This is a genomic window from Corynebacterium sp. MSK012 (assembly GCF_030232435.1).
Lineage (GTDB): Bacteria > Actinomycetota > Actinomycetes > Mycobacteriales > Mycobacteriaceae > Corynebacterium > Corynebacterium jeikeium_D.
Genome location: NZ_JASPJU010000007.1, coordinates 80,012 through 92,828, shown reverse-complemented (window position 1 = coordinate 92,828; position 12,817 = coordinate 80,012). Strand labels below are relative to the sequence as shown.

The window sequence follows — 12,817 nt, the reverse complement described above, 5'->3', positions numbered from 1 at the left end:
CTTACGTTGCTACGTGCGCGGAACCTCGACCATCTCGTAGACCTCGATAACGTCGTCCACCTGGATGTCCGGGTAAGACAGCACCATACCGCACTCGTAACCGGCTGCGACCTCGGTAGCATCGTCCTTCTCTCGCTTCAGCGACTCGATAGTCGCCGAATCCGTAATGACGTTGCCGTCACGAACCAGGCGAGCCTTCGCGTTGCGGCGGACCTTGCCGGACTCGACCATACAGCCGGCGATGAGGCCAACTGCGGAGGACTTGAAGATGGCGCGAATCTCTGCACGACCAATCTCCTTCTCCTCGTAGACCGGCTTGAGCATGCCCTTCAGAGCAGCCTCAACATCCTCGATAGCACGGTAAATCACCGTGTAGTAGCGGATGTCAACGCCCTCAGCGTTGGCAACCTCTGTGGCCTTACCCTCGGAGCGAACGTTGAAGCCGATGATGACGGCGTCAGACGCAGCAGCCAGCGTGACGTTGGTCTGAGTAACAGCACCGACACCACGGTCGATGATGTTCAGTGCGACCTCGTCGTCGACCTCGATCTTGAGCAGGGCTTCTTCCAGTGCCTCGACGGTACCGGCGTTGTCGCCCTTCAGGATCAGGTTGAGGGTGTTGGTCTCCTTCAGGATCTCGTCCAGGTTCTCCAGGGAGACGCGCTTGCGACGACGTGCTTGCAGCGCATTACGACGACGTGCGTCGCGGCGGTCTGCAATCTGGCGGGCCGTACGATCCTCGTCAACAACCAGGAGGTTGTCACCAGCACCCGGTACGGAGGTCAGGCCGAGCACCTGAACCGGACAGGAAGGACCGGCCTCATCGACGTCGTTGCCGTACTCATCGACCATGCGGCGAACACGACCATATGCGTCACCGACAACGATGGAATCACCGACGCGCAACGTACCGCGCTGAACGATAACGGTTGCCACCGGACCACGGCCACGGTCAAGGTGAGCCTCAATGGCGACACCCTGAGCGTCCATATCCGGATTGGCGCGCAGATCCAGCGAAGCATCGGCAGTCAACAGCACTGCTTCGAGAAGCTGATCGATGTTGAGACCTTGCTTAGCGGAGATATCGACGAACATAGTGTCGCCGCCCCACTCTTCGTCAGTGAGACCGTATTCAGTCAGCTGACCACGAATTTTCTGCGGATCTGCAGTTTCTTTATCAATCTTGTTGACTGCAACGACAATCGGCACATCAGCGGCCTTGGCGTGGTTAATAGCCTCAACCGTCTGCGGCATGACGCCGTCATCAGCTGCAACAACCAGAATCGCGATATCGGTCGACTTGGCACCACGAGCACGCATGGCGGTAAACGCCTCGTGACCCGGGGTATCCAAGAAGGTAACCTTGCGCTTCTCACCGTCGAGCTCCACCGGCACCTGGTAGGCACCGATGTGCTGGGTAATACCACCGGACTCGTGGCCACCGACGTTGGCCTTACGAATCGTGTCCAACAGGCGCGTCTTACCGTGGTCGACGTGACCCATCACAGTTACCACTGGCGGGCGCTGCTCCAGGTCCTCATCGTCGCCCTCGTCCTCACCGAACTGGAGGTCGAAGGACTCGAGGAGCTCGCGGTCCTCATCCTCAGGCGAGACGACCTGGACCTTGTAATCCATCTCGTCGCCGAGCAGCTGCAGGGTCTCGTCGGAGACCGATGCAGTTGCCGTCACCATTTCGCCGAGGTTGAACAACGCCTGGACCAGCGATGCTGCATCGGCGTTAATCTTCTCAGCGAAGTCAGACAGGGATGCACCACGTGCGAGGCGAATGGTCGTGCCCTTACCGTTGGGCAGCTTAACGCCGCCTACCACGGATGGTGCCTGCATTGCCTCGTACTCGTTGCGCTTCTGACGCTTCGACTTACGTCCGCGACGCGGGGCGCCTCCTGGTCGCCCGAATGCACCTGCAGTTCCACCGCGACGTCCGCCGCGACCACCGCGCGGTCCGCCACCCGGGCCACCCGGGCCGCGACCACGGCCGCCGAAGCCACCGCCACCGCCACCGCGGCTTGCCTTTGCAGGCATCTGCCCCGGGTTCGGGTGCGAAGGCATCATTGCCGGAGTCGGACGATTGCCGCTCGGCTTATTACCGCGGCCCTGTCCACCCTGCGGGCGAGGGCCACCCTGGCGTGCTCCCGGTTTCGGGCCCGGACGGCCGTTTCCACCCTGCGGGCGAGGGCCACCCTGGCGTGCTCCCGGTTTCGGGCCCGGACGGCCGTTTCCACCCTGCGGACGCGGCATGTTGGACGGCCGCGGTGCCGGACGGGAGGATCCGCCGGTCGAGAATGGGTTGTTCGCCACACGCGGTGCGCGTGCGCCTGGCTTCGGCCCTGGCTTCGGGCCAGCAGGCTTCGGCGGGCGTGGCATTTCTTGTCCCGGCTTCGGCGAACGGGACGGTGCAGCTGGCTTGGCACCCGGCTTTGCCGCCGCTGGTGCAGCAGGCTTAGCGCCTGGCTTAGCTGCTGGCTTGGCACCCGGCTTTGCCGCCGCTGGTGCAGCAGGCTTGGCACCTGGTTTTGCAGCTGGCTTGGCACCCGGCTTTGCCGCCGCTGGTGCAGCAGGCTTAGCGCCTGGTTTTGCAGCTGGCTTGGCACCCGACTTAGCAGCAGCCTTGGTAGTTGGGGCCTGGGCAGACGCGTCAGCACCTGCGCCAGCATTCTTCTCTTCGTAGACCTTCTTCATCTTCCTGACGACGGGTGGTTCCACCGTCGAAGAAGCGGTCTTAACAAACTCGCCCTGAGCCTTCAGCTCGGCGAGTAGTTCTTTGCTGGTGACCCCGAGCTGCTTAGCGAGCTCATGGACACGTAGCTTTCCGGACACTGCTCTCCTCACTAGTGGGGGCCGAGCAGCGCCCGATGGCGGATTTGTCCGCGCACCGAGAGCGCCTGCAGGGCTCCCTCTTATCTATTGCCGTTCATCGCTGATGCTTCATCGTGTGCTCATCAGTGTTCAGGTCTTTCTGTTGTCATTTTTCCTGCCTCCCTGCTTAGCGACACGCACATCGTCAGCGGGGGCGAAACCCTCCGCCGCTTCGTAGTGCGTGGCGATAAACTGTTTAACCGGAAACGCATCTACCTGCGTAGATACCTTCAGTGCGCGGCCAAATGCACGGCGCTTGTCGGCGATCTCCCAAGCCTTTAGTGTTGGGGTGATCCAGGCACCTCGCCCCTGCATCCGACGATGCGGATCAGCAACGACGGCTACTGAGCCATCTGAACGGGTGGTGGCGACAATGCGTAGCAGCTCCGAGCAATTGTGGCGCTGCTTAGTTGCAATACAGGTACGTGTGGGTGCAGGCGTATGAGTTGTCGAATTCGGGTTTAGCACCCGCGAAGTCGTCATACTCCTGACGCACCCACCTTCCTGCTAAGAAATTCAGCGCGAAAATTCGCATAGGAAAATCACGCCTTGTCGTTTGGCCACCTCCCAGCATAACCCGAAAAGGCGGAAAAGTGCCAACCCCCTAGGCACTTTCCCGCCACTTTCGCAACCGCTGGGACGCTGACGTTGTGTCTACTCCGCGTCGGAGTGGATATCGATTCGCCAGCCGGTCAGACGAGCCGCCAGACGGGCATTCTGTCCCTCCTTGCCGATAGCAAGAGAGAGCTGGTAGTCGGGCACCACAACGTGTGCACGGCGCTCGTCCATGTCCAGAATCTTGACACTAACTACCTTGGCGGGCGCCAGCGAGTTACCAACGAACTTCGCCGGATCCTCGTCGTAGTCGATGATGTCAATCTTCTCGCCCTTGAGCTCATTCATAATCGAGTTCACACGCTGACCGCGGGGCCCAATGCAGGCGCCCTTAGCGTTGAGGCCCTTGACCGTGGGGCGTACAGCAACCTTGGTGCGGTGACCGGCCTCGCGCGCAATGGAAATCAATTCCACTGCCCCATCGGCAACTTCCGGAACTTCAAGTTCGAAGAGCTTACGAATGAGCTCCGGATGCGTGCGTGACAGGTGAATCGCAACACCGCGCGGTGTCTTGTTCACACCGACGACGTAGCACTTGATGCGGTCACCGTGCTTGAGTTCCTCACCTGGCAGCTGCTCAGCCGGCATCAGAATACCGTCTCGGCCGTTGGCCTCCGAACCGATGTGGACGACGACAATGCCCTTTTCATTGGCATAGACATCGCGCTGGACCACGCCGGAAATGACCTGATTAGACAGGTCTGCGTATTCGTCGAGAACCTTATCGCTCTCCGCATCCCGCAGACGCGAAAGGATGGTCTGACGAACAGCGAATGCAGCGGTACGCTCGAAGTCCTCCGGAGTGTCGTCCCATTCGGAGATGAGATTGCCCTCGTCGTCTCGCTCCTGGGCAAAGACTATGACGTCACCGGTCTCACGGTCGATTTCGACGCGCGCATACTGTGCCGGTGCGGTGGTGTTACGGTAGCTTTCACGCAATGCTCGGGCGACCAGTCCCAGCATTTCGTCGACAGGAATACCCTTTTCCTTTTCCAAGGTTCGCAGGGCAGCTAGTTCAATCTTCACTTGTTATCCTCCAGCCTGGTCAAGGCATCGTCATAGTCTAGTCCCGCAAAATCCTTCTCGGCTGCGGGCGGATTAGAGAATTCAACTTGTACCACTGCACGGGCCACATTGGTTAATTGGACACGCTGGCCAACAGCCTTCAAACGTCCCTTTGGCCCCTTAGAGGTAACGAGAATGATGGATTCTTCATCCGGCGACAGCGCACCAATGCGGGCTGCAATCGCGGAACCGTCGGCAAGCGAAATCTCCGCAATACGACCACGGTTACGACGCCAGTGCCGAGGCTGGGTCAGCGGTGCGTCAATACCAGGAGTGGAAACTTCCAAGGTGTAGCCCTGAGCGCCGAAGTCCGCTTCACCACGTGCCTCCGCGGCATCCAGAGCCGAAGATACTTCATACGTGGCCTGTTCCAGAACATCGAGGTCAGGACGCTCATCTGCGTCAACTAACACAATGACCTGTGACTTTGCGCCGGCGCGAACGACCTTGACATCTTCCACATCCAGGCCGATTTGTGCGAGCGCCGGGCTCACAAACTGTTCAATTTTCTCGGGTGCGGGTATCGCCATAGTCGTAGAGTCTACAGGTCAAGTACTAGGAATTGCGCACCTGGGCGCTTTCCACATACCGCATTGACACAAAGTGCCGCCCGCCGTGGCACCATAGTGAGGTGATTGTTGAACCTCCCTCCCCCAGTTTTGCTTCCGCATCGCATCGCACTCGTACTCTCTCGCGCCGTGGCTTCCTCGCTGCTGCCCTCGCCGTGGGATCACTTCCTGCGCTTTCCGCGTGCTCGCATCTGGTGGCACCGCGCCCCGATTACGCCATTGAGGTTCTCCATGCGCTGGCGGCGCGCGATGCACAGTCGCTTAGCGACGCCAATCCTGACCTCGCAGCGGTGCGCTCCGCGCAGGTTACCGAACTGGATAAGGAAATCACACGCGCCTGCGGCACCCACAAGGACGGTAAACCTGTCGATGAATGTGGCTCGGACGTAGCAGTCCCAGGATCCCTGGTTACCGGTTCCGACGCGAAGCTACTGCTCACGGACTCGCGAAACAATCCCGTACTGACGAATGCCCTGGATTCACGCACTGCATTGCGGGAGGAGCACACTGCGCGCCTCGCCACGGCTGTCGATGGCGGTATCGTCCTCGCTCTGCGTGTTGCGGGCGCTGAGTGGGAGGAGCTTGTCCCATTGATTCCCAGTGACAGGGATGAAATCTCGGGTGCCGAAGAACAGATGACTAAGGCACTGCAAGCCGAATACATGATGATTTACGGTGTCGGCGTAGCCGCACCACGTGTCGGAGGCGATACCACTACTGCACTTTTGGCCCGTGGCGAGCGCCACCGAATTTTGCGCGATCGTGCCCGACTAATTTTGGAGGATTCCGACGTTGAGGTGCCGGAGAGCGCACCTGGCTATATGCCGGAAGGCGCTCCTTCGCCAGATACGGCACCCGTCGATTACATGATTGCATTGGAGCGCTATTGTGCCCAGGCGTGGGAAGACGTATTGCTCGCTGCTAATAACCCTCGGATGCGTATGTTCGCGCTGCAGGCAGCTGGCGTGGCTGCCGCCGGAGCGGCAGCGCTAGGTGGCAACAACTTGGAGCCGTTGCCCGGGCTCTAAGCCTTGCGAACCAGCTCCGCGACGTGAGCTGCAATGCCGTCAGCGGCGACCTCGTCGGTCTCGTTGGTCAGGCGGTTACGCAGCTCCACCTTGCCGTCCGCGTAGCCACGGCCAAAGATGACCACAAACGGCATACCCAGCAGCTCGGCGTCCTTGAACTTCACACCGGGGCTGACCTTCGGACGGTCGTCGAAAAGCACCTCAATGCCCTGCTGGCTGAGGTCTTCCGCCAGCTGTTCAGCGGCCTCAGCTGCTTCGGCGTTCTTGCCGGCCACAGCGATGTGAACCTTGTACGGTGCCGCGGCAACTGGCCACTTGAGGCCCTTTTCATCCAACTGCTGTTCCGCGAGGACAGCGACCAGGCGGGACACGCCAATGCCGTAGGACCCCATCGTCGGACGAGCACGCTTACCGTTGACATCGAGGATGTCGATTTCAAAGGCGTTGGTGTACTTGCGGCCCAACTGGAAAATGTGACCGATCTCGATTCCGCGCTCGATCTTTAGCGTGCCATGCCCCTCCGGAGCCGGGTCGCCGTCACGCACCTCTGCGACATCGCAAATACCATCAATCTGGAAGTCGCGACCAGCGACCACATCGACGATGTGCTTGCCTTCCTCGTTGGCTCCTGTAATCCAATTTGTGCCCTCCGCCACGCGGGGGTCAGCTAGGACCTTCACACCGCGATCGGCGAGCCCCTGCGGGCCGACGTAGCCCTTGATCAGGAAGTCATTGGCTGCGAAGTCCTTGTCCTCCAGCAAGCGCGCCTCACCCGGTTCAAATGCGACTTCAAGACGCTTTTCATCGACCTCACGGTCACCGGGAACCAGGATTGCGGTGAGCTGTTCCGGCAGGGCGTTGCCCTCCTTATCGACCTTCTTCGGGTCGACGGCGACGAGAACGCACTTCAAAGTATCGGCAGCAGTGACCTCGCGTCCGAGGTCCGCACCATTGGCCCAATCAACAAGTGCTGCGATTGTGGTGCAGTTCGGAGACTCGTAAACCTTCGCCTCCGGTTGTCCCTCAATCGGCTGCGGTTCAACTGCCGGAATCTTCACGGCTTCCACATTGGCGGCGTACTCACCGTCGGTGGAGACTACGAAGGAGTCTTCGCCACTTTCGCTAACAGCCAGGAACTCCTCGGAGGCCGAACCGCCCATAGCGCCGGAGGTGGCGTGGCAGATTTCGTACTTAATGCCCAGCCGGTCAAAAATTCGCTGGTAGGCACCGCGGTGCTGCTGATAAGAATTCTCCAGCCCCTCGTCGTCCATGTCGAAGGAATAAGAGTCCTTCATCACGAACTCGCGGCCACGCAGAATACCAGCGCGCGGGCGAGCCTCGTCGCGGTACTTGGTCTGAATCTGAAACAGCGTCGTCGGGAAATCCTTGTAGGAGCTGAAAAGATCCTTGACAGCCAGCGCGAACATCTCTTCGTGCGTCGGCCCCAGCAGGTAGTCCGCGCCCTTGCGATCCTTCAGACGGAACAGCTCGGGGCCGTATTCGGTCCACCGATTCGTCGCCTCGTACGGTTCACGCGGGAGCAGTGCAGGGAATGCCAGCTCCTGTGCGCCAATGCCTTCCATCTCCTCGCGCACAACCTTCTCTACGTTGCGCAGAACCTTCAAGCCCAGTGGCAGCCAGGAGTACACACCAGGGGCAGTTCGCCGGATGTAGCCGGCACGGACGAGCAGCTTGTGGCTAGGGACCTCGGCGTCAGCTGGATCCTCGCGCAGTGTGCGCAGGAACAGCTGGGACATTCGCGTAATCATGAATGCTGATTTTACCCGTCGATCATTCTTCGCAACATGCGGGGCATTACTATGGTGCCCATGCTCGTAGTCCTACCCCCCTCTGAAACCAAAGCCACTGGTGGCAGCCATCCCGCAGTAGACTTTTCCTCGCTGAGCTTCGGCTCCCTCAACCCCATCCGCGAGCGCATTGCAGCCGATCTCGTGGAGTTAAGTGCGAACAGGGAAGCTGCGATGGAAACACTGAAGCTGGGACCACGGCTTGCTGACGAAGTCACAGCTAATGCCGCGCTCCTAGAGTCGCCGACCATGCCGGCTCTCGAGCGTTATACCGGAGTGCTCTACGACGCACTCTCCCCCAGCGATTTGCCGGAAACCGGCCGTGCTCGACTCGCCATCGGGTCAGCGCTCTTCGGTGTCATTGGCGGGGACGACCTCATCCCCCACTACCGTCTCTCTGGTACGGTCAAGCTCCCCTTCGCGGATCAGCCTGCCGACGCGGCTCCCACGATGAAGCGCCGTTGGGGCACCGCCATCACCGAGGCTCTCAATGATGTCGACTTCCTCATCGACCTTCGTTCCGGCACCTACGCCAATTTGGGCAAAGTCAAGAGCGCGACAACGATGACCGTGCTCACCGCCGAGGGCAAAATCGTCAGCCACTTCAACAAGCACTACAAGGGCCTATTTGCCCGCGCCATTGCCCTTTCCGACACGGCACCGACCTCCCCCACAGAGGCCGTCGATATCGCGCGCGCCGCAGGATACGATGTCTCGCTTGACGACGACACCCTCATCTTCCGCGTCCCGGAAAACTAAATGTCGTCGTTGTAGCGCTTCCGGCCTGCCACAATGGCGGCAATGAGCGCAATGACAGCGATGAAAATGCTGTCGTATCGCGAGCCTTCTCCGCCGAGGAGAAGGAGGCGGAAAATAATCATGGCTCCGAGGTAAAACACCAGGAAGGTCGCAGCGCCCATCCAGATAGCGCTACGCAGCTGATCGTCGGCAAGCAGTCGAGTAACAAGCCCTGCCTTTTGCTGCTCTGGCTCTGGTTTCTTCGACTTGTTGTTGCTCGACTTGTTGTTCTTACTCATCGCCCTCATCCAGGCCCGCGACTTCACCGATGACGATAACTGCGGGCGGCTTGATTGCCTCTTCGACCATTTTCTCGCCAAGCTCGCCGAGTGTGCAGCGTAGCGACCTCTGATTCGGCAGCGTGCCGTCCTGGATGACCGCAGCCGGAGTCTTCGGGCTGCGGCCGGCCTTCATCAGAGCCTCGGCAATCTTTGGCCCGTTCTTAACTCCCATAATGATGGCAATAGTGCCGTGCATCCGGCCCAGCGCATCCCAATTGACCAGCGATTTCCTGTGCCCCGGTGGGACGTGACCGGACACAACAGTGAATTCATGGTTGACGCCACGCATAGTAACTGGGATGCCAATCGTCCCCGGTACCGCCAGTGCTGAAGTAATACCCGGCACAACGCGAACCGGCACCCCAGCCTTCTGTAGCTCCTGAAGCTCTTCAAAACCGCGGCCGAAGATGTACGGATCGCCGCCCTTGAGCCGGACCACAAAGTAGCCCTCACGGGCACGATGAACTAGCAGTTCATTGATGCGCTCCTGAGCCATGGCGCGGCCGTAAGGAAGCTTGCCGGCATCAATAATCTCGACATCCGGCTCCAAGTCACCGAGCAGCGACAGTGGACCGAGGTGGTCTGCAACGACAACGTCGGCAAGCCGGAGCAAGCGACGCCCCTCAACGGTAATCAGACCGGGGTCGCCCGGGCCACCGCCTACGAGTGCGACCTGACCAGCGAGGTCCCCAGCGCGCGACGCGCGACGGCCGGTCAGCGCCACAGGAGTAAGCGGGCTGGAAGCCCCGGTTTCATCGTCGACGAGAATACCTCGGCGGTGTCCCTCTAGAGTCACCTCACGCAGCAACGCCTCGTCACAGCAGACCATGAGAGCCTTGCCCCAGCTCATCGCCTCGGTAAAGCCGGTGCGGGTCAAAGTAATACGGCCGTCTGCAGCCCAGGCCTCAATCGCAGTTGTTACTTCCCCACCTTCACACACAGTGACATCAGCGCCAGAGTCCAACAGCCGAGGAATCACGCGCTCTGCAGCCGTGGAACCGCCAATCACCAACACACCGTAGTCTTTGAGAAGCAAACTCATAGCTAATACTTTACCCGGCGCACGAAGCGACAAAGCGACTGACGTTCCCCGGCGCACCCGCCGGATGAACATGCAGGTAACCGGCATGAATCCGCCCAGACTCGGAAACGAAGCCGTCGCGAACTGTTTCGCCTTGATATCCACGCCAACCCCAGGCTGGTTGCCACCCGGCCGCAGCAGCGACACTTGCGGTGTCATCGGTTAGGGCTGTCTTGTGAAACTCGTGACCGCGCACGCGCGTTCCTACCGGGCACAGCGCAGAATCAGTCAGCGCCACAGCCTCCCGGTACCCCAGCTTCAACCGTGCCATGTGCGCTCGCCCCGGGATGATGCCACACATACGGCGCCCACCGAGATCTTCAAGCAGCCAGAGCAGCCCCGCGCATTCGCCGTGGATCAGCGCACCATCGTCGGCAGCCTGACGTAGATCGCGGCGAATGTCATCACGAATAGATAGCGTGTCGGCATGCTCTTCTGGGAATCCACCGGGCACGATGTAGCCTTCGGCTTCCGGCAGTTCGTCAACCAATGGGTCGAAATCCACGACCTCGGCTCCAGCGGCCTGCAATAGCTCACGGTGCTCTGCATAGGTAAACGAAAACGCAGGCCCCGCCGCGACCGCTACACGCACGCGGCGCTGAGTAGCCAGCGGTACAACGAACTGTGCGGGGTTCCATGGTTCAGCTGGATAGGGCTGCCGGGCAAGCTGGATAATCCGGTCTATGTCGATGTAGGTCTCCACCAAGTTGGCCATCGATTCGATGACCGCTTCTAGCTGCTCACCCTGCTCGACTGCAGTGACCAGCCCCAAATGCCTGCTGGGCACCTCAATATCAGTCACTCGGGGAATAGCGCCGAGCACCTCGACCCCCATGGCCTCCACAGAACGGGTAATGATGTCCGCATGCCGCGGGCTGCCCACCTGATTAATAATCACGCCACTGACACGGACGTCAGTGCGAAGCGTGGAGAAACCGTGGACAACAGCCGCCGCCGACTGCGACATATGCCGGGCATCAATAACCAACACCACCGGAAGTCCCAACAGCGAGGCAATCTCAGCTGTCGACCCCTCCACCGATAGCGGGTCGTCACCAATGCGGCCGTCGAAAAGTCCCATAACCCCTTCGACCACCGCAATATCGCTGTCGGCAGCTCCATGTGCGTAGAGCGGCCCAATCATCTCAGGCGCGCACATAAAGGAATCCAGATTGCGGCCGGGACGACCAGCGGCTACCCCGTGATAGCCAGGATCAATATAGTCGGGTCCGACTTTGAAAGGTGCCACCGCGTGACGGCGCGACAGTGCACGCATCAGGCCCGTGGAGATTGTCGTCTTTCCCGTGCCTGATGCTGTCGCCGCGATGACAATTCCAGGCGCTACCACTCGATGCCCTTTTGTCCCTTACGTCCGACATCCATCGGGTGCTTAATCTTGGTCATCTCCGTCACCAGATCCGCGACCTCCACGAGCTTCGGATCCGCATCGCGGCCAGTCATCACCACATGCTGGCGGCCGGGACGGTTCCTCAATGTCTCCACCACATCGTCGACATCAATCCAACCCCACTTGATTGGGTAGGTGAACTCGTCGAGCACGTAGAAGTCGTGCACCTCATTTTCCAGGCGGCGTTTAATCTCCTGCCATCCCTCGGCAGCAGCTGCCGCATGGTCCTCCTCAGTGCCCTGCTTACGCGACCAAGACCAACCTTCTCCCATCTTGTGCCATTCGACCGGGCCGCCTTCCCCCGTGTCGTCGTGAAGCTCGCCCAACCGGCGCATGACAGCTTCCTCGCCAACCTTCCACTTTGCCGACTTTACAAACTGGAAGACACCGATATTCATCCCCTGATTCCACGCGCGCATCGCCATACCGAATGCCGCGGTGGACTTGCCCTTACCTGGGCCCGTATGCACCGCAGTAATCGGAATCATGCGACGCTGCCTGGTGGTCAGTCCATCGTTGGGAATTGATTTGGGGTCAAGCTTTCCTTGTGCCATGGTCTCGATGATAGGCATGGACCACGCCCGCCACGGCTTCGGCATTGAGTTCGGAGAGATTTATGCAGGTCGCACCCAATTCCACGCTGAGTTCCTGTGCCAGCCCCAGCCGCACGCGAGAGCGCTCACAGTCGATAACCACCGTCGCCGCCAACGCTTGACGACGGATCTTTGCGGCCACAGCCCTCGCCTGCTGCAGGCCATTTTTACCCGTTGCTCGGCCGTCGGAGAGCAAGACCATGATTGCGCGCCGTGTGGGCTCCCTATGGGCTTCCCGAACTACCACTTCGTGTGCCTTCAGCAATCCTTCGGCCAATGGAGTTCGGCCACCAGTGCGGACATCTGCGAGGCGACGTACTGCGGTGTCGATAGACTTCGTCGGCGGTAAAACTAATTCGGCGTTATTTCCGCGGAAAGTAACGACAGCGACTTTATCGCGGCTTTGGTAGGCATCACGCAGCAGCGATGTGACCGCGCCGGTGACGGCTGCCAGACGGTCGCGTGCTGCCATGGAACCCGAGGTGTCCACGACAAAGACGACCAGATTGGACTCAGTTCCCTGTCGAATAGCGCCGTGAACGTCCTCCGGTTCCAGGGGAATCATGGAGTCGCCCATGCGGGCGCCACGATTGGCCGCCGCCAGCACTGTCGCCGGCACGTGGAGACCATGGCCTCCCCGCTCGGCACCAATGGTGCTGCCCCGCGGGCCAATGGCCTTGGAACGCCGACCGGA

General features: G+C 60.2%; 12 protein-coding genes. 2 read left to right on the top strand and 10 right to left on the bottom strand.

Translation table 11 applies throughout. The features are described from left to right. Window positions 1-9: 9 nt before the first annotated feature. The 4 genes from infB to rimP form a co-directional block, all read right to left on the bottom strand. Window positions 10-2,838: a translation initiation factor IF-2 gene (gene infB / locus QP977_RS06070; protein WP_187406510.1), complete on the bottom strand. Its 2,829-nt coding sequence runs from the start codon at window positions 2,836-2,838 to the stop codon at window positions 10-12. A 129-nt stretch (window positions 2,839-2,967) separates the two neighbouring features. Beyond that, the gene (locus QP977_RS06065; protein ID WP_016422585.1) at window positions 2,968-3,360 is read right to left on the bottom strand and encodes a YlxR family protein; all 393 of its coding nucleotides are present in this window, start codon (window positions 3,358-3,360) and stop codon (window positions 2,968-2,970) included. Between the two features lie 171 nt (window positions 3,361-3,531). Continuing rightward, entirely contained in the window at window positions 3,532-4,518 is a 987-nt protein-coding gene (gene nusA / locus QP977_RS06060; protein ID WP_016422584.1) for a transcription termination factor NusA, read from the bottom strand. After that, a complete protein-coding gene (gene rimP, locus QP977_RS06055; protein ID WP_016422583.1) occupies window positions 4,515-5,087 on the bottom strand; it encodes a ribosome maturation factor RimP in 573 nt (190 codons plus the stop codon). Before rimP ends, nusA begins: the two co-directional genes overlap by 4 nt. A 101-nt stretch (window positions 5,088-5,188) precedes the next feature. On the opposite strand from rimP, the gene QP977_RS06050 reads away from it, so the two are divergent. After that, the gene (locus QP977_RS06050; protein ID WP_049189652.1) at window positions 5,189-6,154 is read left to right on the top strand and encodes a DUF4439 domain-containing protein; all 966 of its coding nucleotides are present in this window, start codon (window positions 5,189-5,191) and stop codon (window positions 6,152-6,154) included. On the opposite strand, the gene QP977_RS06045 is transcribed toward QP977_RS06050, so the two are convergent. Next, window positions 6,151-7,923, bottom strand: coding sequence for a proline--tRNA ligase (locus QP977_RS06045; RefSeq protein ID WP_016422581.1), 1,773 nt, complete (start codon window positions 7,921-7,923; stop codon window positions 6,151-6,153). The two genes, QP977_RS06050 and QP977_RS06045, sit on opposite strands and share 4 nt — an antisense overlap. A gap of 60 nt (window positions 7,924-7,983) precedes the next feature. Here QP977_RS06045 and QP977_RS06040 point away from each other — a divergent pair, with 60 nt between their 5' ends. Continuing rightward, window positions 7,984-8,721, top strand: a complete 738-nt coding sequence (locus tag QP977_RS06040) for a YaaA family protein (protein ID WP_149420984.1) — start codon at window positions 7,984-7,986, stop codon at window positions 8,719-8,721. Here the strand turns inward: QP977_RS06040 and QP977_RS06035 are convergent. The 5 genes from QP977_RS06035 to QP977_RS06015 are packed head-to-tail and all read right to left on the bottom strand — an operon-like array spanning window position 8,718 to window position 12,742. After that, window positions 8,718-8,999: a hypothetical protein gene (locus QP977_RS06035; protein WP_239271971.1), complete on the bottom strand. Its 282-nt coding sequence runs from the start codon at window positions 8,997-8,999 to the stop codon at window positions 8,718-8,720. The genes QP977_RS06040 and QP977_RS06035 overlap by 4 nt on opposite strands. Beyond that, window positions 8,992-10,083, bottom strand: a complete 1,092-nt coding sequence (gene cobA, locus QP977_RS06030; RefSeq protein ID WP_049170808.1) for a uroporphyrinogen-III C-methyltransferase — start codon at window positions 10,081-10,083, stop codon at window positions 8,992-8,994. The genes QP977_RS06035 and cobA overlap by 8 nt, the downstream gene beginning before the upstream one ends. A 10-nt stretch (window positions 10,084-10,093) precedes the next feature. Next, window positions 10,094-11,470, bottom strand: a complete 1,377-nt coding sequence (locus QP977_RS06025) for a cobyrinic acid a,c-diamide synthase CobB (RefSeq protein ID WP_284847207.1) — start codon at window positions 11,468-11,470, stop codon at window positions 10,094-10,096. Further along, a complete protein-coding gene (gene cobO / locus QP977_RS06020; protein WP_042389270.1) occupies window positions 11,464-12,084 on the bottom strand; it encodes a cob(I)yrinic acid a,c-diamide adenosyltransferase in 621 nt (206 codons plus the stop codon). Before cobO ends, QP977_RS06025 begins: the two co-directional genes overlap by 7 nt. Then, on the bottom strand, window positions 12,065-12,742 hold the full coding sequence (locus tag QP977_RS06015) for a vWA domain-containing protein (protein WP_224784241.1): 678 nt from the start codon (window positions 12,740-12,742) through the stop codon (window positions 12,065-12,067). Before QP977_RS06015 ends, cobO begins: the two co-directional genes overlap by 20 nt. Between the last annotated feature and the right edge of the window lie 75 nt (window positions 12,743-12,817).